This is a genomic window from Nocardia sp. NPDC050710, from assembly GCF_040654375.1.
Lineage (GTDB): Bacteria > Actinomycetota > Actinomycetes > Mycobacteriales > Mycobacteriaceae > Nocardia.
Window position 1 is genome coordinate 1,147,693 of record NZ_JBFAHV010000001.1, and the last position, 23,568, is coordinate 1,171,260.

Sequence of the window (23,568 nt, forward strand, 5' to 3'; positions counted from 1 at the left end):
CGGTCCGGGCAGCGAAGCCTCAGCAGCTGGTGCGGCGGCGGAATCGGCCGGATTCGAATCCGGCCGCCATGCGGAAGGCGAGGACGGCGCCCCACGGACCGATCACCCACACCGGCCACGGGTAGGTGAATTCGCCGACGCCGATCGAGATCGCGGCCCAGATCACCAGCACCAGCACGCTCACCCCGAGCCACGTGGTGCCTTCGATGCGCTGCCAGATCGGCATCCGGCTCGGCGACTTACCTTCGGCGGGTGTTTCTTTCGAAAGCTTGGGGAGGTCGGAGAGCACCAATTGCAGGTCGTCCCGGGTGGCGGTGCCGTAGACCTGCGCCACTCGCTGGTCGTACTCGGCGAGGTCGAGCCTGCCGTCGGCCAGGTGCCTGCTGAGCAGCCGCACCACCGTGTCCCGCTCCGCGTCCGACGCCCGGGTACCAGTAGTGATGTCCATATCCAGTTCCTTATGACGCAATGTTCCACATTGGAATGTCACACCACTATGGACCCTCCAATGTGGAATGTCAAGTACCGCCCCGGCCGATACCGGATGTTCGTGACGTACCGGCGGTCCGCACGGCAGGATGGGTCCTGCTGTCGTTCGGCAAGGCCAGACTCCGAGGAGGCATTCGTGTCGGAAACCGTGCGGGGCGTCATCGCCCGCGGCAAAGGTGCGCCGGTCGAGATCGTCGACGTCGTCATTCCCGATCCCGGACCGCGCGATGTGGTGGTGCGCATCCAGGCCTGCGGGGTCTGCCACACCGATCTGCACTACCGCGAGGGCGGAATCAACGACGAATTCCCGTTCCTGCTCGGGCACGAGGCGGCGGGCATCGTCGAAACCGTCGGCGCCGAAGTCACCCATGTAGCGACGGGCGACTTCGTAGTGCTGAACTGGCGGGCGATCTGCGGCGAGTGTCGTGCGTGTAAGCGCGGCCGCCCCTGGTACTGCTTCGACAGCAGCAATGCGAGCAAGAAGATGACGCTGACCGACGGCACCGAACTCAGCCCCGCCCTCGGTATCGGCGCCTTCGCCGATAAGACCTTGGTCCACGAAAGGCAGTGCACCAAGGTCGATCCCAGCTCCGATCCGGCCATCGCCGGACTGCTCGGCTGCGGCGTGATGGCAGGTATCGGCGCCGCCATGAACACCGGAAACGTCTCCCGCGGCGATACCGTGGCCGTAATCGGCTGCGGCGGTGTCGGCGATGCCGCCATCGCGGGGGCGCGACTGGCCGGGGCGAAGACCATCATCGCCATCGACCGCGACCCCAAGAAGCTCGACTGGGCAACCGATTTCGGCGCCACCCACACCATCGACGCCAGTGTCGAGGATGTCGTCGAGCGCATCCAGGAACTCACCGGCGACTTCGGCGCCGATGTCGTCATCGACGCCGTCGGTCGCCCAGAGACCTGGAAGCAGGCCTTCTATGGCCGCGACCTGGCGGGCACCGTGGTGCTGGTCGGCGTGCCCACCCCCGAAATGACCATCGAGATGCCGCTGATCGACCTGTTCTCCCGCGGCGGCGCGCTCAAGTCGTCCTGGTACGGCGATTGCCTGCCCGAACGCGACTTCCCGATGCTGATCGACCTCTACCGGCAGGGCAGGCTGCCGCTGGAACGCTTTGTCACCGAACGCATCGCACTCGACCAGGTGGAGCAGGCCTTCCACGCCATGCACGCGGGTGAGGTCCTGCGTTCGGTGGTGGTGCTGTGACGGCGCGCATCGACCGGGTCGTCACCTCCGGCACCTTCTCCCTCGACGGCGGCACCTGGGCGGTCGACAACAATGTCTGGCTGATCGGCGACGATACCGAGGTGCTCGTCGTCGACGCCGCACACGATGCGGACGCGATCGAGGCCGGGGTCGGGGGCCGCAACGTGATCGCCGTGCTGTGCACCCACGGCCACAACGACCACGTCACCGTCGCACCGGAGTTGAGCAGGCGTTTCGACGCCCCCATCCTGCTGCACCCCGGCGACGATCCGCTCTGGCGCATGACCCACCCCGACGTGGAGTACGAGTCGCTGGCGGACCGCACGCGAATCTCGGTGGCGGGCACGGATATCGATATCCTGCACACCCCGGGCCATTCCCCCGGCTCCGTCAGTCTCCATCTTCCGCAGCTCGCGGCCCTGTGTACCGGGGACACCCTCTTCCACGGCGGCCCCGGCGCCACCGGCCGCTCCTACTCCGACTTCGACACCATCATCGACTCCATCCGTGACCGCCTGCTCACCCTCCCCGAGGAGACGGTGGTCCATACCGGCCACGGCGACGGCACCACCATCGGCGCCGAAAAGCCGTCACTGGCCGACTGGATCGCGCGCGGGCACTAGCACCACCGGCATCGCGCGGTCACGCCGTTCATGCGACGCCTCGGTGGGACGGTGCGGTCCCAGGAGGATTACAGGATCGCGAAGGCCACGACCAAACCGAGGGCGAAGTGGGCGGCGGCCACCACCAGAACCTCGGTGGTGTAGACGTCGGAGTGCAGGGCGGCGCCGATATCGATGCCGAGGACGCGCTCCAGCACCCGCACCGAAATGACCTGGGCGACAATGCCGACCAGCCCGTACACCAGTGCGGCGATCAGTCCCTCGGAGAGTTTGCCCCCCGCGGAGTAGATCGCCAGCACCACGATCAACGCCATGCTGACGATGCCCGCGGCGGTGACGATGATGGCGTTGGGCTTACCTTCGGACACCAGGGCCCGCAGGCGCCCGGGGGTGGTGAGGTCGATGGCGAAGAAGCCGATGAGCATCAGCACCAGGCCGATGATCGCGTAAAGGAGGATGGCCCCTACGCCTTCGCCGAGCGAGCTCCAGTAACCCGATTCGAGGGCGACTGCGGTCATCGATGGTCCTTCCTGAGAACTGAATGTCTAGTTCGTGGGTATGCGGTGTGGGACGAAGGCCGCACCGTCGTCGGTGATCAACCCCGCGGTCTCGCGAATGCCGAGACCGGCGGCGGTATCGCCCACGATCCAGGCGCCGAGTACGGGGCGCATATCGTCGAATTCCGGTAGCGGGTCGAGCAATTGGTACACGAACCCTTCGGCGCCGTAGACACCGCCGGTGGCCGTCTCCAGACCCGCGCCGACGATGGTCATATTGGCGCCCTCACGCCCGAGCTTCGGCTTACGAATGTATTCGGTGAGCTCGTTCGGCTGATCGAGGTAGGCGGGCAACAGATTCGGATGTCCGGGATACATTTCCCACAGCACCGCGAGGATCGCCTTATTGCTGAGCAGGGTCTTCCAGAGCGGTTCCACCCACATGGTCTGCGGCAGACTCTGCACGACCCGCTTGCCGAAATCGTCGTCGAGCACCCACTCCCACGGGTACAGCTTGAACGCCGCATCAATCGGCGCCTCCGCCAGATCGACGAAACGTTCCAGCTCCGAATCGAATCCGACCTCCTCGATCGGTAGCGCGATCGTGTCGAAGCCGGCCTCGGCGGCGGTCTCCTGCATATAGGCGGTGGTGACGTTGTCCTCGCCGGTGGCGTCGGCCCCGGACCAGCTGAAATGCAGTTGCGTCGACGGCAACCGGTCGCGCAACTCGGTCCAGCGCTCGACCAGCTTCTCATGCAAGGAATTCCACTGGTCGTCGTCGGGGTAGAGCGTGGTCAGCCAATGCCACTGGATGATGGCCGCCTCCAGCAGCGAGGTCGGCGTATCGGCGTTGTATTCCAGCAGCTTCGCCGGACGCCGGGCGTCGTAGCGCAGATCGAAGCGGCCGTACACGTGCGGGTCGCCGCGCCGCCAGGATTCGGCGATCGGCTCCCAACTCCATTCCGGCAGGCCGAAATCCCGGAACCGCTCGGTCAGGACGACGTGTTCGACGGCGTGCAGGCACATCGAGTGCAACAGTTCGACATCCGCCTCGAGCGCGAGGATCTCCGGCATGTCGAATTCATAGTGCACCGACTCGTCCCAGTACGGCCGGGGCAGTCCGCTGGCGTCGCGCCCCGGTGCACCGTAGACCAGGCCCTGACCCTCGATGATCTGCTGCCATCCCGGTCGGGGCGTCCCGCGTATGCGCCGCACTACGAACCACCCCCGCTGCTCTTGCTGCCGAGTCCACCGCGCTGGACGGTGGTGCCGCTCTTGGTCTTGATCTCCGCGTTCTTCGGGCGCACCGTGGTGGCGCCGGTCGGCGGTTTGCCGACGGTCGTGTTGCCGCCGTAGTAGTAGCGATACTGCGGCCAGCCGCCGAGCACGATGATGCCGCCGCCGTGACTGTGCCCGCTGCTCGCTCCGGAACCGCTGTCGTCGACGAAACCCGCCTGCCCCGGCTGGCAGAACTTGTCCTCGACCACGACCTCCTGGCCGTTCTCGTCGATCTGCACACAGGAGGCGGTGACCTCGTCCGGTGCGGTGAGCGCGCGGTACGCCAGATAGCCGCCGCCCACCAGTCCGGCCACGCCGACGATGGCGACACCGCCGATGAGCACCCGATTCCGGGTGCGCCGCTTGGCATCCGCGGCCGCTACGGCCGCACGGTGCGCCTCCTCGGCGCGTCTGCGGGCCTTATCCCTGGCTCTGGCCTCGGCGACCGTCGGTGGTCGCGGTTGGGTGACACCGGGCTCCTGGCGCTGGATACTGCCCTGCCGCGGCGGGGTGGGACTCGGTGGAACCTGCGGGGGCACACCGGGAGTCGCGGCCGACGGTAGCTGTTCCGGGCCGGAGGGCGGCGTGGGGCCGGACCGGTCCGGCGGGTGCGTACCCGCCGGTTCGGCGCCGGGCTGTTGCTCGGGCACCGATGGCTGCGCGGGCACGCCGGATTCGGACTCGTCCCGGCCGGGGTCCTCCGGCGGCCGCGTGCTCAACGATCACTCCCCTGCGTCGTCGAAACCACCACTACCGCTCCTCGAATCCGGACATATCACCCCGCGCGGGCTCCCAGCTTTCCACAACCAAGGTCACCCGGCCAGGGGCCTCGCCCGAACGCAGCAGACCCAGCAACTTCTCGCACGCCGCCCGCGACCCCTGCGCGACGACGTGCACCCGGCCGTCGGGGGCATTCCTGGCCTGTCCGGTGAGTCCGAGTTCCAGCGCGCGCGATCGCGTCCACCACCGGAAACCGACCCCCTGCACCACGCCGTGCACCCAGGCGCTCAGGCGGACGGCGTCGGGAGGTTCGGTGCCGGAAGCAGGTGTATCGCCCATGGGCCGACCCTAACGGGTGCCTCCCGGGATCACGATCGGAACCACCGGCCCACCCCTCCCGGAGTCCATCGGCGCACCGAATGCGCGCTATGCCTCCGTGTCGAAGGACAGCGTGACCTTCGACCCCGCCTTCAGCGTTCGCCCCACGGTGCAGACCTTGTCGATCGCGCGCTGCACGGTCACCAGCAGCCGCTCCCGCGCCTCATCGTCCAGTTCGCTGAGGTCGAGCTCGAAAATCTCGTCGAGCTGCGGATAGACCTCGTTCTCCCGGTCCGCGTCGCCGGAAACCCGGATCGTCGCGTCGAAATTGTCGCCGAGTTTGCGCGAGAGCGCGAAGTCCGCGCTCAAACCCGAGCAGGCGGCCAGCGCGATCTTCAGCAGCTCACCCGGGGTGAACCGGCCGGGCACCCCCTGCGACCCGATCAGCACCTCGGCGCCCCGCGAGCTGCGGCCGGTGTACTCGCGGGTCCCGGTGCGCTCGGCCCACAGCGTGGTGGGCTCCGCGCCGTTCGTCGCGGCGGCGGTAGTCACAGGTGCGATCTGGTCAACCATGGTTCGATCCTGCCATCCTGGTCGGAAACAACTCACGCCTGCCAACGCCAGGGGTAGGCGTGGGCATTCCGCGCCCGACGCCACCGTGGGAGCGGGCACCGGCCGGCAGCCACCGGCGCCGACCCGCATCGGTGACGATTATCGACACGCGATCGACTAGCAAATATCCCGCAATACTGCCCTGTCAAGTCTTGTGGCGGTCGCGGTATCGATGGACCATCTGTATCTATAGCAATCAGGCATCACCAGGTCGGGATCTCATCGTCGTCACCCAGCAAGGAACGTTGAAATGACCACCAAGATCGCTAGTGCACTCGTCACAATCGGCATCATTCTGTCCGCCGCCACGCTAGGCGCTCCCGCGGCATCGGCAGATCCGGTAGCACCGGCATCGACCCCCGCGGTGGGTTCGGTGGCCATATGCTTCACCGTTCCGCTGGGGTTCTTCAGCTTCAGTATCTGTATCTGAGCCGCGCGGTCGAACACTCACGGACCGGCGATAGTCGCTACCGCACCGCCGGTCCGTGTGATCTTCGAGCGCCCGCACAGAGTGTCCGGCCGGAACCCGGTCTCGGGCACATCCGAACCCGACCGTCGCGGCGTCGCGGCGATGGTCCGCTCACTCCTGGAAGCGGTACCCCATCCCCGCCTCCGTCAGCAGGTGTTTCGGATGCGAGGGGTCGTCCTCGAGCTTGCGCCGCAGCTGAGCTAGATACACCCGCAGATAATGCGTTTCGGTGGCGTACGAAGGCCCCCACACCTCACGCAGCAGTTCCTTGCGTCCGACCAGCTTGCCGCGATTGCGCACCAGCATCTCGAGCATGCCCCACTCGGTGGGTGTCAGATGCACCGTCTCGCCGTTCTTGGTGACCTTCTTGGCCGCCAGATCGACCGTGAACGAAGCGGTCGACACCACCGGATCGGCGGTATCGGTGGCCGTCGTGCCACGCCGCACCGCGGCCCGCAGCCGGGCCAGCAGTTCGTCCATGCCGAACGGTTTGGTGACGTAATCGTCCGCACCCGCGTCCAGCGCCTCGACCTTATCCGCCGAATCGGTACGGGCCGACAACACGATCACCGGCTTCGAGGTCCAGCCACGCAGTCCGGCGAGCACATCGATGCCGTCCATATCCGGCAGGCCGAGGTCGAGGATCACCACATCGGGATGCTTATCGGCGGCGGCGCGCAGAGCGGCGGCCCCATTGCCCGCGGTGATCACCTCGTAGCCGCGCACCGAGAGGTTGATCCGCAGCGCGCGCACGATCTGTGGTTCGTCGTCGACCACGAGAACCTTTATGCTCGGAGCGTCCTGCTTCTTGTCGGTCATCGCGACTTCGGTCCGCCTCTCTGCCTGTGCTGTCATCATCGGCTACCGGCCTCACTTTCGTCAGCCAGATGCTCGGCCGTCGACGCGCCTGCCGAGGTCCGTTCACCGTTCGAGTCACCGATAACCGCCGGATCGGCGAGCACGGCCGATTCCGCGGTGCCCGGCAGTGCCTGCGGGCCTTCGGCTGCCGGTAGATCCACGATCATCGTCAATCCTCCACCAGGTGTCGGCTCGGCGTGCACGGTGCCGCCCATCGCTTCCACGAACCCACGAACCACCGCGAGGCCGAGCCCGACCCCGGTGGTGTTGTCGCGGTCGCCGAGCCGCTGGAACGGCTCGAACAGCTGTTCCTCAGCTCCGGCGGGCACCCCGGGTCCGACATCGACAACGGTGATCAATACCCGGTCACCGGCCTTCTCCGCGGTGACCCGAACCGGCGTGTCACGTCCGGAGTGGCGCAGCGCGTTATCGATCAGATTCGCGAGCACCCGCTCCAGCAGACCGCCGTCGGCCCGCACCGAGACCTCATCGACCTCGACCTTCACCCGGTCCATCGCGGCGCGCCGCAGCCCGCGGGTGCCCATCCCGACGCTCACCAGCGCGCGATGCACCACTTCGTCCATGTAGACCCGCCGCAGCTGTGGCGAGACCACCCCGACCGCCAGCCGGGAGGAGTCGAGCAGATTGCCGACCAGCGCCGTCAGCTGGTCCACCGATTCCTCGATGGCCTCGAGCAGTTCGGCGGTGTCCTCGGCGGAGAACTCGACATCGTCGCTGCGCAGGCTGGAGACGGCCGCTTTGGCGCCCGCCAGCGGGGTGCGCAGGTCGTGGCTGACCGCCGACAGCAGGGCCCTGCGCAGCCGATCCGCCTCGAGCAGCGCCGCCGCCGCGCTCGCCTCCTCCGCGAGCGCGGCCTGCCGGACCAGTCCGGCCGCCTGATTCGCGACGGCGTTGAGCACCGGCCGATCGCCCGCGGACAGCGGCCGCCCGGAAAGCAGCAGCCAGCTGGTTGTGTCGCCCGCCTCGATGGCGGTCTCGGCGTCGGCAGACCGCTGCGGCGGCTCGATGCCGACCGCGGCGACCACCGTCTCACCGCACACCATGCTGACCGCGCGCAGGCCGTAGGTCTCGCGCACCTGCTCCAGCAGATTGGGCAGATCGGCGCCGTGCAGCACCGCGCCCGCGAACATGGTCAGCAGCTCCGCCTGCCGGGATGCCCTACGTGCCTGCCGCGTTCGCTTCGCCGCCTGGTCCACCAGCGCGGCCACCGCGACCGCGATGATGAGCAGCACCACCACGGTGACGAAGCTGTCCGGCTCCGCGATGGTCAGGCTGTACCGGGGATCGGCGAAGAACCAGTTCAGCAGCAGCCCGGAGAACAGGGCCGAAAACGCCGCGGGCACTACGCCACCCAGCAGCGCGACGGCGACGACACCGATGAAGAACATCGCACTGAGGCCGCCGAGTTGGAGCAGTCCGTCCAAGAAGGCGGCACTGATCGCGCACACCAGCCCGGGCACCACGACCGCGGCGAGCCAGGCCAGCAAGGGCTGGTGCGGGGTGAAGCGGCGCCAGCGCAGCCCGCGATGGGCCTCCTCGTGGGTGACCATGTGCACGTCGATCTTGCCGGATCGCTGCACGACGGTGGACCCGATGCCCTCGTCGAACATCCGGGCCCAGCGAGAACGCCGGGAGGTGCCGAGTACCAGCTGGGTCGCGTTGACCTCGCGCGCGAACTCCAGCAGCGCCGTCGGCACATCGTCACCGGTGACGGTGTGCAGGCTGGCATCCAGACTCGCGGCCAGGTCGCGCAGCCGGGCCAGCCGTTGCGCGGAGACGCCTACCAGCCCGTCACCGCGGACCACATGCACCAGCACCAGGTCGGCACTGGCTTTGGTGGCGATGCGGCTGGCCCGGCGCACCACCGTCTCCGATTCCGGACCTCCGGTCACCGCGACGACGACGCGTTCGCGGGCTTCCCAGAGTTCGGTGATCTTGTGGTCGGCGCGGTATTTCGCCAGCGCCGCGTCGACCTGGTCGGCGAGCCAGAGCAGCGCCAGTTCGCGCAGCGCGGTGAGGTTCCCGGGCCGGAAGTAGTTGCGCAGCGCAGCGTCGATCTTCTCCGCGGCGTAGACATTGCCGTGGGACAGCCTGCGCCGTAACGCCTCCGGGGTGATATCGACCAGTTCGACCTGATCCGCGCCGCGAACCACCGCGTCCGGAACGGTCTCCCGCTGCTGGATCCCGGTGATCTGTTCGACCACATCATTGAGACTCTCCAGGTGCTGCACATTCACCGTGGAGATCACATCGATGCCAGCGTCGAGCAGCTCGTCGATATCCTGCCAGCGCTTTTCGTGCTTGCTACCGGGAGTATTGGTATGGGCCAGTTCGTCGACGAGTACCACGGCGGGGCGGCGGCGCAGCACCGCCTCGACGTCGAGTTCGGGGAACTCGGCGCCGCGATAGGCAATCGGCTTCGTCGCGATCCGCTCGATACCCGACAGCAGTTCGGCGGTCTTGGCCCGTCCGTGCGTCTCCACCAGCGCGGCCACCACATCGCGGCCGCGTTCCAGCCTGCGGTGCGCCTCGCCGAGCATGGCGAAGGTCTTGCCCACTCCCGGCGCCGCACCGAGGTAGATGCGAAGTTGTCCGCGTTTCACTGTTTCATCATCGCGCGCCCGCGCACTCCGCAGGCCCAACCGGCACGGGGAACGTTATGGAGGCCCTATACATCGGCCCGCATGAACCCCATCCGACGGACCGGGCGCATCCGCGCGCCACCGCGCCCCGGGGCGGGCACCCGCGCCGCCCCCTTGACCGCGAAGGCGCGAATGATCAGCGCGCAACACGGAAAACCGGTAACCACGGCGACAGTGACAGTCGACATGACATTCCTTCCCTCAGACCATGCGTACACCCGGTTGCGCTGGAGTGTTTCCGCCTGGCCGGACCTGTCGTTTCTACCGCCGCGATGCGACTCGACGCCGATCTTTACGGAGTGTTGACGGCCTGGCCACCGACCTTGACGGCATCATTCCAGCTATCTGGGGCAGGGCGTCAAAGAACCGTCAATGCACGAGTCGACGGCGCTAAGGACTCGTTAGAAGCCTCGGCGGCGGCCCGATCTGACGCTTGACTCGCCTGGCGCGCTCCACCATAGGAGCGCAAGGAGGTTGTTGATTCATGTCTGTCGTGGTGTTCACGGTGCTCACCGTGGCGGTGTTCGCACTGCTGGGCCTGGTCCAGCGGGGGGTGGAGAAGCTGTGATCGCGAACCTGATCGGTCTCGTGCTGGCCATTCTCGTCGCGATCTACATGATCGCGGCTCTGCTTTTCCCCGAGAGGTTCTAAGTGGACACGACAACGGCGGGGATCGCGTTCATCGCGGCCCTGATCATCGCGCTGGCCCTGGTGCATGTCCCACTCGGCGACTACATGTACCGCGTTTACAACAGCGAGAAGCACTCCCGCGCCGAACGCCTCATTTATAAGGCCATCGGAGCCGAGCCCCAGGTGGAAATGACCTGGGGCGTCTACGCACGCAGCGTGTTGGCGTTCTCGGCGGTCAGCATTCTGTTCCTGTTCTTCTTCCAGCTGATCCAGGGCAAGTTGCCGCTGCATCTGAATGACCCCGGTACCGAGATGACCCCGGCTCTGGCCTGGAACACCGCGGTCAGTTTCGTGACCAATACGAACTGGCAGAACTACTCCGGCGAATCCACCCAGGGCCACCTGGTGCAGATGGCTGGACTCGCGGTGCAGAACTTTGTCTCCGCGGCGGTCGGCATCGCGGTGGCAGTGGCGCTGGTGCGCGGTTTCGCCCGCAGGCATACCGGCGAACTCGGCAACTTCTGGGTCGACCTGGTGCGCGGCACCATACGCATCCTGCTGCCGATCTCGTTCGTCTTCGCGATCGTGCTCATCGCGGGCGGCGTGATCCAGAACTTCCAGCTGCACGACCAGGTCGCGCAGACGTTGAACGGCGGCACGCAGACCATTACCGGCGGCCCGGTGGCCAGCCAGGAGGTCATCAAGGAACTCGGCACCAACGGCGGCGGCTTCTACAACGCCAACTCCTCACACCCGTTCGAGAACCCGACCACCTGGACCAACTGGATCGAGATCTTCCTGCTGCTGGTGATCAGCTTCTCACTGCCGCGCACCTTCGGCCGCATGGTCGGCAGCCGCAAGCAGGGGTACGCGATCGTGGCGGTGATGGGCACGATCGCACTGATCAGCGTGACGCTGACCAACCTGTTCCAGCTACAGCACCACGGCACCGTGCCGACCGCGATCGGCGGCTCGATGGAAGGCGTCGAACAGCGTTTCGGCGTGGCGAATTCGGCGACCTTCGCCGCCTCGACCACGCTGACCTCGACCGGCGCGGTGGACTCGTTCCACGACTCCTACACCAGCCTCGGCGGCATGATGTTGCTGTTCAATATGCAGCTCGGTGAGGTCGCGCCCGGCGGTACCGGGTCCGGCCTGTACGGCATGCTCATCCTCGCGGTGATCACCGTCTTCGTCGCCGGTCTGATGGTCGGGCGCACCCCGGAGTACCTCGGGAAGAAGATCACACCCCGCGAAATCAAGCTCGCCGCTTCCTATTTCCTGATCAGCCCGCTGATCGTACTGATCGGCACGGCACTCGCGATGGCGCTGCCGGGCCAGCGCGCGAGCATGCTCAATTCCGGGCCGCACGGACTCTCTGAAGTGTTGTACGCCTTCACCTCCGCGGCCAATAACAACGGTTCCGCGTTCGCGGGCCTGTCGGGCAATACCGAGTGGTACAACACCGCACTGGGTCTGGCCATGGCCTTCGGTCGCTTCCTGCCGATTATTTTCGTGCTCGCACTGGCCGGTTCGCTGGCGCAGCAGGGCACCACCCCCGAGTCGATCGGCACGCTGCCGACGCACCGGCCGCAGTTCGTCGGCATGGTCGTCGGTGTGACGGTGATCCTGGTCGCACTCACCTTCCTGCCCGCACTCGCACTCGGGCCGCTCGCCGAAGGAATTCACTGATATGTCCAGTGCCGCAATCGAAGACAAGTCCGGTCTGGAGCCGGAACACCGGGGTAAGGGCGTGCCGAAAGGCGCGCTCGACCCTAAGATGCTGGTGACCTCGCTGCCCGAGGCCGCGCGCAAGCTCGACCCGCGCCAGATGTGGCGCAATCCGGTAATGCTGATCGTCGAGATCGGCGCCGCTTGGTCGACCATTCTCGCCATCGCCGATCCCACGTTCTTCGCCTGGGCCATCGTCGTATGGCTGTGGCTGACCGTCCTGTTCGCCAATCTCGCCGAGGCGGTGGCCGAAGGACGCGGCAAGGCGCAGGCCGATAGCCTGCGCAAAGCCAAAACCGATACCATCGCCCGGCGGCTGGTCGACTGGACACCGGGCGGCCGGGTGGTCGAGGAACGCGTCGGCGCTCCCGAATTGCAACGCGGCGACTATGTGGTGGTCGAGGCGGGGCAGATCATCCCCGGCGACGGTGACGTGGTGGAGGGCATCGCGTCGGTGGACGAGTCGGCCATCACCGGCGAATCCGCGCCGGTCATCCGGGAATCCGGCGGTGACCGCTCGGCGGTGACCGGCGGCACCACGGTGCTCTCCGACCGGATCGTCGTCAAGATCACCCAGGAGCCCGGCGCCAGCTTCATCGACAAGATGATCGCCTTGGTCGAAGGCGCCAGCAGGCAGAAGACGCCCAATGAGATCGCGCTGAACATCCTGCTCGCCGCGCTGACGATCATTTTCGTCTTCGCGGTGGTCACGCTACAGCCGCTGGCGATCTTCTCGAAGGCGAACAACCCCGGTGTGCCGGACACTTCGGCACTCGACCTGCACGGCATCACCGGCATCGTGATGGTCTCGCTGCTGGTCTGCCTGATCCCCACCACCATTGGGGCGCTGCTCTCGGCGATCGGTATCGCGGGCATGGACCGGCTGGTACAGCGCAATGTGCTGGCCATGTCGGGGCGCGCGGTCGAGGCCGCGGGCGATGTGAACACCCTGCTGCTGGACAAGACCGGCACCATCACCCTCGGCAACCGTCAGGCCTCCGAATTCGTGCCGGTTCCCGGTGTTGCGGACGACGAACTGGCCGACGCCGCCCAGTTGTCCAGCCTCGCCGACGAGACCCCCGAGGGCCGCTCCATCGTGGTGTACGCCAAGCAGGCATTCAACAAGCGCGAGCGCACCCCGGGCGAGTTGACCGGGGCGACCTGGGTGGAATTCACGGCGCAGACGCGGATGTCGGGTGTCGACTTGGCCGACGGCCACCAACTCCGCAAGGGTGCGGCCAATGCCGTCACCGATTGGGTTCGCGCCCAAGGCGGGGCCGTACCCGGCGAGATCGGCGTAATCGTCGACGGCATCTCGGCCTCCGGTGGCACGCCCCTGGTCGTCGGCGAGGTCAAAGACGGCAAGGCTCAGCTGCTCGGCGTCATCCACCTGAAGGACGTCGTCAAGCAGGGCATGCGCGAGCGCTTCGACGAGATGCGCAGGATGGGCATTCGCACGGTGATGATCACCGGCGATAACCCGTTGACCGCCAAGGCGATTGCCGATGAAGCCGGTGTCGACGACTTCCTCGCCGAAGCCACTCCGGAGGACAAGCTGGCGCTGATCAAGAAGGAGCAGGACGGCGGTCGGCTGGTCGCCATGACCGGTGACGGCACTAATGACGCGCCCGCGCTGGCCCAGGCCGATGTGGGCGTCGCGATGAATACCGGTACCTCGGCGGCCAAAGAAGCCGGCAATATGGTCGATCTGGATTCGGATCCGACCAAGCTGATCGAGATCGTGGAAATCGGCAAGCAACTGCTCATCACCCGCGGTGCGTTGACCACGTTTTCCATCGCCAATGACATCGCCAAGTACTTCGCGATCATTCCCGCGCTGTTCGTGACGCTGTTTCCTGGCCTCGACCTGCTCAACATCATGAGGTTGTCCAGTCCGCAGTCGGCGATTCTGTCGGCGGTCATCTTCAACGCGATCATCATCGTCGCGCTGATCCCGCTGTCACTGCGCGGTGTGAACTACCGGCCGAGCAACGCCTCGAAGTTGTTGAGCCGCAACCTGACGATCTACGGGCTGGGCGGCATCATCGCGCCCTTCATCGGCATCAAGATCATCGACCTCGTCGTCCAACTCCTCCCTGGGATGTCCTGATATGCGTATGTCAACGTGGATCCGGCAGCATCTGGCGGCGCTGCGCGCCCTGCTCGTGCTGACCGTCATCACCGGAATCGTCTATCCGGTGGCGGTTTTCGCGGTCGGCCAGCTTCCCGGACTGAAGGACAAGGCCGACGGATCGCTGATCACCGTCGACGGAAAGACGGTGGGCAGCAGCCTGATCGGGCAGTCGTTCACCGACGCCGACGGAAATGTCCTGGTGCAGTATTTCCAGAGCAGGCCGTCGGCGGCGGGCGATGGATACGACCCGCTGTCCACCGCCGCCTCCAACCTGGGCCCGGAAAGCATCATCGACACGATGACCCAGGACGAGGACGGCAAGGACGAGGTCGTGCCGAGCCTGCTCACCCAGGTCTGCACCAGAAGCAAGGACATCGCCGACCGTGAGGGGGTCGACGGTGCCCGCCCGTTCTGCACCGCGGACGGTATCGGTGCGGTGCTCTCGGTGATCGGCCCGCGCGAAACCAACGGTGAGGTCGCGCATCCGACGGCGGTATTCAGCGTCAACGAGCTGTGCTCGGAGCACCCGAAGCCGTTCCTGGACCGCTACCAGGGCGTCGAAGTCAAATGCGCCGAACAGCTCGGTGGCTACGCGGAGGGCCGGATCGTCCCGATCCGCGGCGATGCCCCCGCCGACCCGGCCGTGCCCGTCGACGCGGTCACCGCCAGCGGTAGCGGGCTGGACCCGAACATCTCACCCGCCTACGCCGAGATCCAGGTAGCGCGCATCGCCAAGGCCCGCGGCATTTCCGCGGACCAGGTGCGTGAACTGGTCGACGCGCACACCACGGGCAGGGCGCTCGGGATCCTCGGCGAGCCCGCCGTCAATGTGGTCGAACTGAACCTCGACCTCGACAGCCGGTACCCGTTCCGAGGCTGAAACACCCTAATGAGACGGCGCGGCCGGTGACCACGGTGTCACCGGCCGCGCCGTCGTATCCCGGCGAGTCGACCAGCCCTCGACACCGGATGCAAATCTGCTGACGCCCAGAGGATGCCAGTCGCCGTGGAAGGCCTTCAGTGAGTCCGGCGCCGCGGCTACCCGGCTCGACCGGCCGTAGCCGGGTCGTCCTCGCTCGCGTGGCCGAAACAGTAGGCAGCGGCCGCGAGATACTGGCGGCAGTCGGGTCCGTGTCCGGCGTGGACGCTGCGGATGAATTGGGCTCGATCCATATCGAGGTCGGTATCGGGTTCCGCCGTACAGTCCCGATATGTCGAGCTCCACAGATCCCGGGTATCCGACGATGTCTGCATCGTGCACCTCCAGTCTGCGTATAGCGCTCCGAGAGGCATGCCCAATGTCTTTACATCCGTGGGGTACCCGGTCAGTGGCAATTCATCCCGATCATGCTCGCTTTTCCGGGCCGCGCAGCTGCCAGCCGTCGGGCAGCCGAACGTCGAGCACCTGATCCCCCTCGGCCTGTAGGCAAATGGTCTCCCTACCGAGGCGCAGATTCTCCAGGCTGACCCGGCCCCACCTCGGCGGCAGATTCGGCTGCACGTTGAGGACACGGCCGGGAGCGTCCGGTTCCAATCCGAGAAAGGATCGCAGCAGCAGTAGCGGCGCGGCGCTCGCCCACGCCTGCGGTGAGCAGGACGTCGGATACGGCACCGGTGTGCCGAAATCCGAGCGCGGGAATCCGCAGTACAACTCGGGCAGTCTGCCACCGAAATTCGCTGCCGCGTCGAGCAATCCGTCCGTCAGCCGGTGCGCCAGCGCGAGTGCTCCCGGCAGATGCTGGTAGCGCAGCAGCCCGGCTACCGCGATCGCGGTATCGTGCGGCCAGACCGATCCGCAGTGGTAGCTCATCGGGTTGTAGGCGCCCATGGACGAGGCCAGGGTGCGCAACCCGAATCCGCTGTCCATCTTCGGATCGGACAGATGCCGAATCAGCTCGGCGGCATGTTCGTCCGTGGCGATCCCCGACCACAGGCAGTGCGCCCCATTGGAGGTGAGCGCGTCGACGCGACGCTTCCCGGCGTCCAATGCGACGGCGTACCAACCCTTGTCGGGTAACCAGAACTGCTCGGCGAATTTGCCGCGCAGCTCGGCGGCGCGTTCGCGCCACCGTCCCGCGATGCGGGTCTCCCCGAACTCCTCGGCGAGTTCGGCCCGCGCCAGCATGGCCGCGTAGACGTAACCCTGGACCTCACAGAGCGCGAGCGGCGCTTCCGGGAGATGTCCCGTCGCGTCGTTGATACCGTCGAAACTGTCCTTCCAGCCCTGATTGATCAGGCCGCGGTCGGTGGCCCGGCGGTATTCGACGAATCCGTCACCGTCGCGGTCCCCATACTCGGTTATCCAGCGCAGCGCCGCGTCGGCGGCAGGCAGCAACTCCGCGATCAGCACCGGATCCGCGCCCCAGCGCCTGCTTTCGGCCAGCAGCATGACGAAAAGCGGTGTGGCGTCGGCGGTCCCGTAGTACCGCTGACCGCCGAGCACCTGTCCGCTGGCCGGACCGCGGCGCATCTCGTGCATGATCCGCCCCGGCTCCTCTTCGGTGAGCGGGTCGACGACCTGGCCCTGGAATTCGGCGAGTTGCTGCAAGGTGCCGACGGCCAGATCGACCGCGAGCGGCAGCGCCATCCACGCGGTGAGCAGGCTGTCGCGGCCGAACAGGGTCATGAACCAGGGCGCGCCCGCGGCGACGAAGGGCCTGCCGCTGCCGGTATCGTCGCGAATCTGCAAGGCGCCCAAATCACTTTCGGTGCGCCGCAATACCGTGGCGAGCAGTGGATCGGAAGCGTCCACATTCGTCGCGCTATCGCGCCACTCCTCGATCTTGCGACCCGGCGCGCTGACCCCGAAATGCTCACCCGGGGCCAGCGCCGGTTGGATCCGCTGATTGCCGAGAGTCGGCTGCACGGTGATGTCGGTTTGCCAGACACCGCCCACCGGCACCACGACCCGCCACACCAGCGTATTCGGGAGCACCGCAGGTTCGATGGTGGCCGAGACCGACAGCCCGCGCACCCGATCGGAGCGATCGTGCAACACCAGCTCGCCCTCGGTCACCATCACCTCGGCGCGTCCATGCCCGGCCCGACCCTCCTTGACCGAGAACAGATCAACGAAATCCGCGTCGACGTGCAGCTCCAAACTGACCGCCGTCGGCTCACTACCCATGTTCTCCAGGGTCAGGATCTCGTGCATCCCGTCCGCGACGAGGCGTTCGCGCACCACGAGCAGCGTGCTGTCGGCCAGCCCCGCCTGCGGGGGCCTTCGCAGCACGAACCGGGCCGCGAACGCCTCGGGGCTGAGCACCGAGAGCGATTCGGCGGGCTTACCGTCCACCAAGAGCTCCCAGCGCGACAGCACCCGCGCGTCACGGAAGAACAGGCCGTGCGGGCGGCCCGGCTCGACATCACCGAGCCGGTTGGACAGGCAGAAAGTGCCGCCCTCGACCAGGGTTACCGTCCCGCCGCACCCGCCGAGCCCCGTCGGCTCGCCCGAGTTGAACGGCGTTGGGCTGCCCTCGGGTGTCACGCGAACCCGCTCGCACCCACCGGGACGGGGGCAGTGACCTCCAGTAGTCGGGCAACCCGCTGCTTGCGCCGCTCCCGCAGCAGCTTGCGGTATACCTCTTCGTAGCCGCGACCGAGTGTGTCGGAGCCGAAGTTGGCCACGACATGCGCGCGGCACGCCGCCGGATCCAGTTCTCCCGCTTGGGCAATCGCGCCGGGCAGTTCGTCGGGATCCTCGCAGATGCGCCCGGTCACCCCGTCCACGATCACCTCGGGCACGGCGCCACCGCGCAGTGCGATCACCGGGGTGCCACACACCATGGACTCGATCATGACCATGCCGAAGGGCTCCTCCCAGCGCACCGGGAACAGCAGGCAGCTCGCACCCGTCAGCAACTTGCGCTTGGCCGTGGCATCGGCGAGCCCGAAGACATGGTCGCTATCGGTCAACCGCGGAACGACCTCGCGCTCGAAGTAGGCCTTTTCCGGGGCTTCGCTGCATTTGCCGGCCAGCACCAAGGGAATTCCCGCCGCGTGGGCCGCCTCGAGGGCCAGATGCGGCGCCTTGCATTCGTTGAAGCGGCCGAGGAACAGCGCGTAGCCGTCATTGTCGGCGCGGAAGGGCCACTGGTCCACATGCAGGGCGTTGTGAACCCGTCCGGCCCACTGCAGATCCGGCGCCAGCTGGCGCTGGCGGTCGCTGATCGCGACCAGTGCGACGTCCGAGGACAGTTCCCGGTAGTAGTGGTAACAATCGTCCTCGACCGGCCCGTGCACGGTGACCACAGTCGGCAGTCCGAGACCCCGGTACGCCGGTGCGTTGAGCGGTCCGGCGAAGGTGTGGTCGTGGACCAGGTCCACCCCGCTGGTGGCGGCGAGCCGCTCGATCGCGCGGCGCACCCGCAGCGCGTTCACGACCTCGGGGAACGGGTCGCCGAGGCGTTCCGGCATCGCGCGATCCCAGACCGGTACGAACTTGGCCTTGGTTCCGGGCTCACCCGCGCCGAGCAGGGTCACGTCGTGACCGCGATCCACCAGTGCGTCAACGAGATCGGCGACCACCGCCTCGACGCCTCCGTACGCTTTGGGCGGAACGTCGAAGTAGGGCGGGACAACCATGGCAATGCGGAATCGTTCGCCGCTGTGACCGAGAGACAAGAGATCCGAAGAGCTTTCGGGCGCCGTCATCGGCACCGTTAAGGCAGTGTTCATGACCGTCCTTCCAAGGGCACAACCATCAGCACTCGTATCCACCCAGCACCTCGGAGCACCGGGCGCCTAGCAAGGTGGCCGCCGCGGCGGAGGTGGAGCGAGAAGCAGCACCGCCGTCCATGGGGCTTGGTTGGCCTGGTCACACCGAAGTGTGAACAGGGGGGCCGTCAGAAAGGTACCTCGTTTCCTGTCCCTAAAACCAGTCACTCGGTCTTAAATTACCTGGTCAGCGGACCAACTATCAGGCGTCGAGCACGATCTTGCCGTCCTCATCCGGAGCGAGAAATAGCGGCAAATGCTCGGCCTCTGCACGCACCGCGGCCTCATCCGCGACCGACATCGGGTGCCACGGGGTGATCCGAATAGTCGATTCGTTCTCGAGCGCCCAGCGACCGTGAACGAAACCGTCCACGAGGTACATCGGCACACCGGCTGAGGCTTCCTTGGCGATGCGGCCGCGGTCCTCGTCGCTGATGACCCGGCGGCGGTCCTTGTGGCCGAGCAGGGCGTTGTCGAAGGCCGGCAGGAAGCGCACCGGCACCGGAAGGTCCGGGTCGGCCAGCGGCGCGTCTGGGAGGTCGAAAAGCACCTTGTGCTTGTCGTCGGTGAATACCCGCAGACGGTCGCGCATATCGTCGATGACCTCGGCCAAGCGGGTGACGCCCGCCCATGCCTGCATATCGGCCACCGTGGCGGGGCCGAAGGCCGCCAGATAGCGCAGGATCAGCTGCTCCGGGTCCGGGGCGTCCGACATCGGCGCGCCGATCCACTCCTCGGCGAGGCCGATGGTGACATAGCGGTTGCGCCAGCGACCCCATTCGCCGGTCTCCGAACCGTGCACCATCGGCACCATCAGCTCCACCGATTCGGCGAGCCTGCGCGGCAGGCGATTCGGGAAGCGCTCACCCAGTAGTTTCCCGAAGTCACTGCGACTCAATGTCTTCCCCGCGAGCACCTCGCGCCCTGCCGCCGCGAGCTCGTCCAAATCCAGGCCCGCGATCTCCTCGCGATAGTAGGGCGCCTGGAGCGCGGCATGGACGATCGGCCGCACGGTGGGCCGCAGCCAACGGAAATCGGAAGCGTCGGCGAGGTGCACCGTTCGGCGAATCATGGTGGAACGCACCACTTTCCGATCGCGCAACAGCACCGCCAGATCGTCGTGCGCGAAGTCGGTGAGCCGGGCCCACAATCCGACGTAGGGCCAGTTCGGCTCCTGACCCTGTACCGCCACCAGATGCCGCACCAATTCGAACGGACTCAACGCCACCCGCTCCACCAGCATCTGGCGGACCAGCAGTGTTCGGTTCAGCTCACGCAACGATAGCTCCGTCATGGTGCAATCCTCGCCGATGCCACCGACAGATCCGCTGTGGCGCGGCCGGGCGGCGCGGCCGTCCTCACACCGCGGCGGGTTGCATTCGCAGCGGTACCCCGATGCGATTCCACAGGTTGATCATCGCGGTGACCGCGACCAGCCCGCCCCGCGCGCCCTCGTCGAAGTGCTTTTCCACCTCGGCCCAGATCTCGTCGCCGACGCCGTGGTCGCCGAGGGTGGTCACGGCCTCGGCGTAGGCGAGGGCGGCGCGCTCGGGCTCGGTGAACTTCACCGATTCGCGCCAGGCGCTGAGGTGGTAGATGCGCTGTTCGGTCTCACCGGCCAGGCGGGCATCGGTGGTGTGCAGATCGACGCAGTAGAGGCAGCCGTTGATCTGGGATACGCGGATCTTGACCAGTTCCCTGACCGTCGCGTCCAGCGGGCCGCGCCGGATCGCCACCTCCGCCGCGTACCACGCGTGATAAACCTCGGGGGCGATCTCGGAGAGATTCATTCGCGCCACGGTTTCGTCCTTTCATCGGGTGGTCGATACACCACACAGGACGATTCGGCGGCGCCGAATGTGACATCACGATTCCGGATAGCACCGTCGCGGCTCGATCAGGTCGCTGCCGCACGGCTCGTTCCCATGCGCCCGCAATACCTCCGCACCGATACTTCCGGTCAGGTAGTGCAGGAACCCGGCGGCCAGCGAGTCCGCGGGCAAATCGCCATTGCTGTATGCGTATTCGACCCCCCAGAACGGATACGAGCGGTCGATCCCCTGCTGCCGGCCCGCGGCGATCCGGTCGATGGTGACGATCCGCATACGCGCCTCGCGCGCCTCGGAGAATTCGCTGTAGCCGATGGCGCCCGGGATCTCGGCGACCGCCTTGTGCATATCCCTGGTCACCGGCACGTCGCAGTAGGTGCCCGCGGTGTCCTTGATCGCCGTGCAACTCTGATGCGGGCGTTCGGGTTGCGCACCGCCGAGCAGTCTGCGCTCGAAGATATTCCTGGTCCCGGAGCCCGGCGTGCGGTTCACCAGCACCACCGCGCGATCCGGTCCACCGACCTGGCTCCAATTGGTGATCCGGCCCGTGAACAGGTCGGCGATCTGCGCCGCGGTGAGGTCGGTGATACCCAGATCCGGGTGCACGATCACCGTGAAGAGTGATAGCGCCAGCGGACGCGGTAACAGCGCCGGATACCCTCTGCCCTTGGCTCCGTCGCTGATCGTCAGCAGCTCGGGATCGGCGCCCGCCTCCGCCACCCGATCCAGACCCCGTTCGGTCCCGGCGAAGTCGAAGGCGAACTCGGCTCCGGCGCAACGCTTCTCATACCGGGATGCGGCATCGCGGATGACCGGTTCGAAGGCGGACGATCCGACCACCATGAGTTTCCCGGTGGCGCAATCCAACGGGTTCGGCGGCGGCTCGACCGCCGCGACGACGAACTGCACCACGATCACCAGCACCAGGAAGGTGATGAGCGCCAGCATTATTCGTGACACCCCCGTGCGGCTCTCGGTTTCGGTGACCCGCCCGCGTTTGATCCCGCCGAGCAGCACGGGCGCCGGGTACTCGCCGTTGCCCTCGGAGCGCTGGAGGATGGCGAGGATCTTGTAGTGATCCCCGCGGTTCAGCGGCACCTTGGGCAGATCGATGACGCCGATATGCCCACCGGTGTCCTCACGGACGCCGATGCCCGAATTCGGGCCCAGGCTGTCGGCCAGATCCTGATCGCTGAGCTCGGTCACCGCCAATCCGACCACCCGACGCTGCGGGAAGCGCAGGTGCAAGCCGACCCGAGGGACCGGGGCCAGATAGTCGGCCGATTCGATGGTGGAGGTGCCGCTGTTCTCGATGCGCACCAGAACGATGGACAGATCACGTAGTTCGGTGCCCCGGTCCTCACGCAGCCGCGTCAGCACGCCGGGGAACACCGCCTCGACCTCACCGGTGACCGGAGTATCCATCTGCACCCGGTAGCCGAGGCGACGGCGTCCGACGAAGACGAACTCCCAGAAGAACGCGGCGATCGGCACCGCGATACCGATGAGTGCCAGCACGGTATCGACCGGAAACCCACCCATCCGCTATTCCCCTCCCCTACTCGGCGGCCACGGCGCGACCTTCGGCCACCGCTGTGTGCCCATCATTTTCGGACGCGATCGCGATCATGCCCGGACCCGGCGCCAGTGTTCGGCAACAGTTCACGAAAAGTCAACCGACCAGTGCCACAGCGCGATCCCCCGCCGGTTCACCGATCCGTCGATCGCGTCCATGCCAGCAGCTGCTCGACCGGCCAGGTATTGATAACCCGTTCCGCCACAACGCCGTTCATCACCGCACGCTCGCATCCGTAACCCTGCCAGTCCAATTGGCCGGGCGCGTGCGCATCGGTGTCGACGGCGAACAAGCAGCCCATCTCCACCGCCAGGCGCAGCAGCCGCGCGGGCGGGTCACGGCGTTCCGGGCGGCTGTTGATCTCGACGGCGGTGCCGTACCGCTTGCACGCCTCGAAGACCACCTCGGCGTCGAAGCTCGACTCCGGTCTGGTGCCGCGCTGCCCCTCCACCAGTCGGCCGGTGCAATGCCCGAGTACATCCACATTCGGATTCGCCACCGCGTACACCATGCGCTTGGTCATCACATCGCTGTCGGCCCGCAGATGCGAATGTACGCTCGCCACCACGATATCCAGCTCGGCGAGCAGATCCGACTGCTGATCGAGGGTGCCGTCGTCGAGAATGTCCACCTCGATACCGGTGAGGATCCGCAATGGCGCCATCCGCTCGTTGAGCTCGGCGACCACATCCAACTGGCGTCGCAGCCGGTCCGCGGACAGGCCGTTGGCCACCGTCAACCGCGGCGAATGATCGGTCAGCGCACAGTATTCGTGTCCGAGCGCTGCCGCGACCCCCATCATCTCCTCGATCGGACTGCCGCCATCGGACCAGTTCGAATGGGTGTGCAGATCACCACGCAGCCTGGCGCGCAACGGTTTACCCACGGCTCCGATGGGTTCCGCGGCCGCCCGCAGCTCGGTCAGATACTCCGGCACCACGCCGGAATACGCCTGCTCGATCACGGCCGCGGTCTTCGGCCCGATCCCCCCGATCTCACGCCAGCTGCGCGCCGCCCGGTGCGCGGCGCGCTCGTCCTCCGGCAACGCCGCCACGATATCGGCGGCGCGTCGGTAGGCCTTGACCCGATGGGATTGCGCTCGTGCACGTTCCAGCCAGAATCCGATCTCACGCAGCGCCCCGACCGGGCCCGGCACCGCGGCCGGACTCGGCGCCGCTGTCGGATCCTGTTCCGGCACAGTGA

At 66.8% G+C, this 23,568-nt stretch carries 22 protein-coding genes; 7 read left to right on the forward strand and 15 right to left on the reverse strand.

Annotated features, from left to right (window positions below; all coding sequences use genetic code 11):
- Nucleotides 1–19 precede the first annotated feature (19 nt).
- Entirely contained in the window at nucleotides 20–448 is a 429-nt protein-coding gene (locus tag AB0H61_RS05375; protein WP_357299465.1) for a DUF1707 domain-containing protein, read from the reverse strand.
- Between the two features lie 177 nt (nucleotides 449–625).
- Here AB0H61_RS05375 and AB0H61_RS05380 point away from each other — a divergent pair, with 177 nt between their 5' ends.
- Both AB0H61_RS05380 and AB0H61_RS05385 read left to right on the forward strand, forming a co-directional pair.
- Nucleotides 626–1,711, forward strand: coding sequence for an S-(hydroxymethyl)mycothiol dehydrogenase (locus AB0H61_RS05380; protein WP_357299468.1), 1,086 nt, complete (start codon nucleotides 626–628; stop codon nucleotides 1,709–1,711).
- Nucleotides 1,708–2,334, forward strand: coding sequence for an MBL fold metallo-hydrolase (locus tag AB0H61_RS05385; RefSeq protein WP_357299470.1), 627 nt, complete (start codon nucleotides 1,708–1,710; stop codon nucleotides 2,332–2,334). The genes AB0H61_RS05380 and AB0H61_RS05385 overlap by 4 nt, the downstream gene beginning before the upstream one ends.
- A gap of 68 nt (nucleotides 2,335–2,402) precedes the next feature.
- Here AB0H61_RS05385 and AB0H61_RS05390 read toward each other — a convergent pair whose 3' ends face one another.
- From AB0H61_RS05390 to AB0H61_RS05410, 5 genes are all read right to left on the reverse strand, one after another.
- Nucleotides 2,403–2,852: a DUF350 domain-containing protein gene (locus AB0H61_RS05390; protein ID WP_357299471.1), complete on the reverse strand. Its 450-nt coding sequence runs from the start codon at nucleotides 2,850–2,852 to the stop codon at nucleotides 2,403–2,405.
- Nucleotides 2,853–2,879: 27 nt separating this feature from the next.
- Nucleotides 2,880–4,046 carry a glutathionylspermidine synthase family protein gene (locus AB0H61_RS05395; RefSeq protein ID WP_357299473.1) on the reverse strand — a complete coding sequence of 389 codons (1,167 nt, stop codon included), beginning with the start codon at nucleotides 4,044–4,046 and terminating at the stop codon, nucleotides 2,880–2,882.
- Entirely contained in the window at nucleotides 4,046–4,828 is a 783-nt protein-coding gene (locus AB0H61_RS05400; RefSeq protein ID WP_357299476.1) for a hypothetical protein, read from the reverse strand. The genes AB0H61_RS05395 and AB0H61_RS05400 overlap by 1 nt, the downstream gene beginning before the upstream one ends.
- A gap of 31 nt (nucleotides 4,829–4,859) precedes the next feature.
- A complete protein-coding gene (locus tag AB0H61_RS05405) occupies nucleotides 4,860–5,168 on the reverse strand; it encodes an acylphosphatase (RefSeq protein ID WP_357299479.1) in 309 nt (102 codons plus the stop codon).
- Nucleotides 5,169–5,255: 87 nt separating this feature from the next.
- Nucleotides 5,256–5,720 (reverse strand): OsmC family protein, encoded by a 465-nt coding sequence (locus AB0H61_RS05410; protein WP_357299481.1) that lies wholly within the window; start codon nucleotides 5,718–5,720, stop codon nucleotides 5,256–5,258.
- Nucleotides 5,721–6,009: 289 nt separating this feature from the next.
- On the opposite strand from AB0H61_RS05410, the gene AB0H61_RS05415 reads away from it, so the two are divergent.
- Entirely contained in the window at nucleotides 6,010–6,189 is a 180-nt protein-coding gene (locus AB0H61_RS05415) for a hypothetical protein (RefSeq protein ID WP_357299483.1), read from the forward strand.
- A 150-nt stretch (nucleotides 6,190–6,339) separates the two neighbouring features.
- Here AB0H61_RS05415 and AB0H61_RS05420 read toward each other — a convergent pair whose 3' ends face one another.
- The 3 genes from AB0H61_RS05420 to AB0H61_RS05430 all read right to left on the reverse strand — a co-directional run bounded on the left by AB0H61_RS05420 (nucleotide 6,340) and on the right by AB0H61_RS05430 (nucleotide 9,937).
- Nucleotides 6,340–7,047, reverse strand: coding sequence for a response regulator (locus AB0H61_RS05420; protein WP_357299484.1), 708 nt, complete (start codon nucleotides 7,045–7,047; stop codon nucleotides 6,340–6,342).
- 35 nt (nucleotides 7,048–7,082) lie between these two features.
- The gene (locus AB0H61_RS05425) at nucleotides 7,083–9,710 is read right to left on the reverse strand and encodes a sensor histidine kinase KdpD (RefSeq protein WP_357299487.1); all 2,628 of its coding nucleotides are present in this window, start codon (nucleotides 9,708–9,710) and stop codon (nucleotides 7,083–7,085) included.
- Between the two features lie 65 nt (nucleotides 9,711–9,775).
- On the reverse strand, nucleotides 9,776–9,937 hold the full coding sequence (locus AB0H61_RS05430) for a hypothetical protein (protein WP_357299490.1): 162 nt from the start codon (nucleotides 9,935–9,937) through the stop codon (nucleotides 9,776–9,778).
- Between the two features lie 376 nt (nucleotides 9,938–10,313).
- On the opposite strand from AB0H61_RS05430, the gene AB0H61_RS05435 reads away from it, so the two are divergent.
- The 4 genes from AB0H61_RS05435 to AB0H61_RS05450 are packed head-to-tail and all read left to right on the forward strand — an operon-like array spanning nucleotide 10,314 to nucleotide 15,124.
- Nucleotides 10,314–10,400, forward strand: a complete 87-nt coding sequence (locus AB0H61_RS05435; RefSeq protein ID WP_357299914.1) for a potassium-transporting ATPase subunit F — start codon at nucleotides 10,314–10,316, stop codon at nucleotides 10,398–10,400.
- Entirely contained in the window at nucleotides 10,401–12,071 is a 1,671-nt protein-coding gene (gene kdpA, locus AB0H61_RS05440) for a potassium-transporting ATPase subunit KdpA (RefSeq protein ID WP_357299494.1), read from the forward strand.
- 1 nt (nucleotide 12,072) lies between these two features.
- Nucleotides 12,073–14,220: a potassium-transporting ATPase subunit KdpB gene (kdpB, locus tag AB0H61_RS05445; protein WP_357299496.1), complete on the forward strand. Its 2,148-nt coding sequence runs from the start codon at nucleotides 12,073–12,075 to the stop codon at nucleotides 14,218–14,220.
- Nucleotide 14,221: 1 nt separating this feature from the next.
- Nucleotides 14,222–15,124, forward strand: coding sequence for a potassium-transporting ATPase subunit C (locus tag AB0H61_RS05450; protein WP_357299498.1), 903 nt, complete (start codon nucleotides 14,222–14,224; stop codon nucleotides 15,122–15,124).
- 465 nt (nucleotides 15,125–15,589) lie between these two features.
- Here the strand turns inward: AB0H61_RS05450 and AB0H61_RS05455 are convergent, their stop codons facing one another.
- The 6 genes from AB0H61_RS05455 to AB0H61_RS05480 form a co-directional block, all read right to left on the reverse strand.
- Nucleotides 15,590–17,731: a glycogen debranching N-terminal domain-containing protein gene (locus AB0H61_RS05455; protein WP_357299500.1), complete on the reverse strand. Its 2,142-nt coding sequence runs from the start codon at nucleotides 17,729–17,731 to the stop codon at nucleotides 15,590–15,592.
- The gene (locus AB0H61_RS05460) at nucleotides 17,728–18,897 is read right to left on the reverse strand and encodes a glycosyltransferase family 4 protein (protein ID WP_357299916.1); all 1,170 of its coding nucleotides are present in this window, start codon (nucleotides 18,895–18,897) and stop codon (nucleotides 17,728–17,730) included. Before AB0H61_RS05460 ends, AB0H61_RS05455 begins: the two co-directional genes overlap by 4 nt.
- Nucleotides 18,898–19,162: 265 nt before the next feature.
- Nucleotides 19,163–20,254, reverse strand: coding sequence for a winged helix DNA-binding domain-containing protein (locus AB0H61_RS05465; protein WP_357299503.1), 1,092 nt, complete (start codon nucleotides 20,252–20,254; stop codon nucleotides 19,163–19,165).
- A 64-nt stretch (nucleotides 20,255–20,318) separates the two neighbouring features.
- A complete protein-coding gene (locus AB0H61_RS05470) occupies nucleotides 20,319–20,750 on the reverse strand; it encodes a carboxymuconolactone decarboxylase family protein (RefSeq protein ID WP_357299918.1) in 432 nt (143 codons plus the stop codon).
- 75 nt (nucleotides 20,751–20,825) lie between these two features.
- A complete protein-coding gene (locus AB0H61_RS05475; protein WP_357299505.1) occupies nucleotides 20,826–22,331 on the reverse strand; it encodes a substrate-binding domain-containing protein in 1,506 nt (501 codons plus the stop codon).
- A gap of 167 nt (nucleotides 22,332–22,498) precedes the next feature.
- Nucleotides 22,499–23,563 (reverse strand): PHP domain-containing protein, encoded by a 1,065-nt coding sequence (locus AB0H61_RS05480; protein WP_357299507.1) that lies wholly within the window; start codon nucleotides 23,561–23,563, stop codon nucleotides 22,499–22,501.
- Nucleotides 23,564–23,568 lie beyond the last annotated feature (5 nt).

Bases quoted from the DNA above. Each gene is read 5' to 3' on its own strand.
- kdpB (WP_357299496.1), top strand. From the start codon at position 12,073: ATGTCCAGTGCCGCAATCGAAGACAAGTCCGGTCTGGAGCCGGAACAC.
- AB0H61_RS05420 (WP_357299484.1), bottom strand. From the start codon at position 7,047: ATGACCGACAAGAAGCAGGACGCTCCGAGCATAAAGGTTCTCGTGGTC.
- AB0H61_RS05410 (WP_357299481.1), bottom strand. From the start codon at position 5,720: ATGGTTGACCAGATCGCACCTGTGACTACCGCCGCCGCGACGAACGGC.
- AB0H61_RS05465 (WP_357299503.1), bottom strand. From the start codon at position 20,254: ATGACGGAGCTATCGTTGCGTGAGCTGAACCGAACACTGCTGGTCCGC.
- AB0H61_RS05460 (WP_357299916.1), bottom strand. From the start codon at position 18,897: ATGACGGCGCCCGAAAGCTCTTCGGATCTCTTGTCTCTCGGTCACAGC.
- AB0H61_RS05405 (WP_357299479.1), bottom strand. From the start codon at position 5,168: ATGGGCGATACACCTGCTTCCGGCACCGAACCTCCCGACGCCGTCCGC.
- AB0H61_RS05430 (WP_357299490.1), bottom strand. From the start codon at position 9,937: ATGTCGACTGTCACTGTCGCCGTGGTTACCGGTTTTCCGTGTTGCGCG.
- AB0H61_RS05450 (WP_357299498.1), top strand. From the start codon at position 14,222: ATGCGTATGTCAACGTGGATCCGGCAGCATCTGGCGGCGCTGCGCGCC.
- AB0H61_RS05390 (WP_357299471.1), bottom strand. From the start codon at position 2,852: ATGACCGCAGTCGCCCTCGAATCGGGTTACTGGAGCTCGCTCGGCGAA.
- AB0H61_RS05475 (WP_357299505.1), bottom strand. From the start codon at position 22,331: ATGGGTGGGTTTCCGGTCGATACCGTGCTGGCACTCATCGGTATCGCG.
- AB0H61_RS05470 (WP_357299918.1), bottom strand. From the start codon at position 20,750: ATGAATCTCTCCGAGATCGCCCCCGAGGTTTATCACGCGTGGTACGCG.
- AB0H61_RS05375 (WP_357299465.1), bottom strand. From the start codon at position 448: ATGGACATCACTACTGGTACCCGGGCGTCGGACGCGGAGCGGGACACG.
- AB0H61_RS05415 (WP_357299483.1), top strand. From the start codon at position 6,010: ATGACCACCAAGATCGCTAGTGCACTCGTCACAATCGGCATCATTCTG.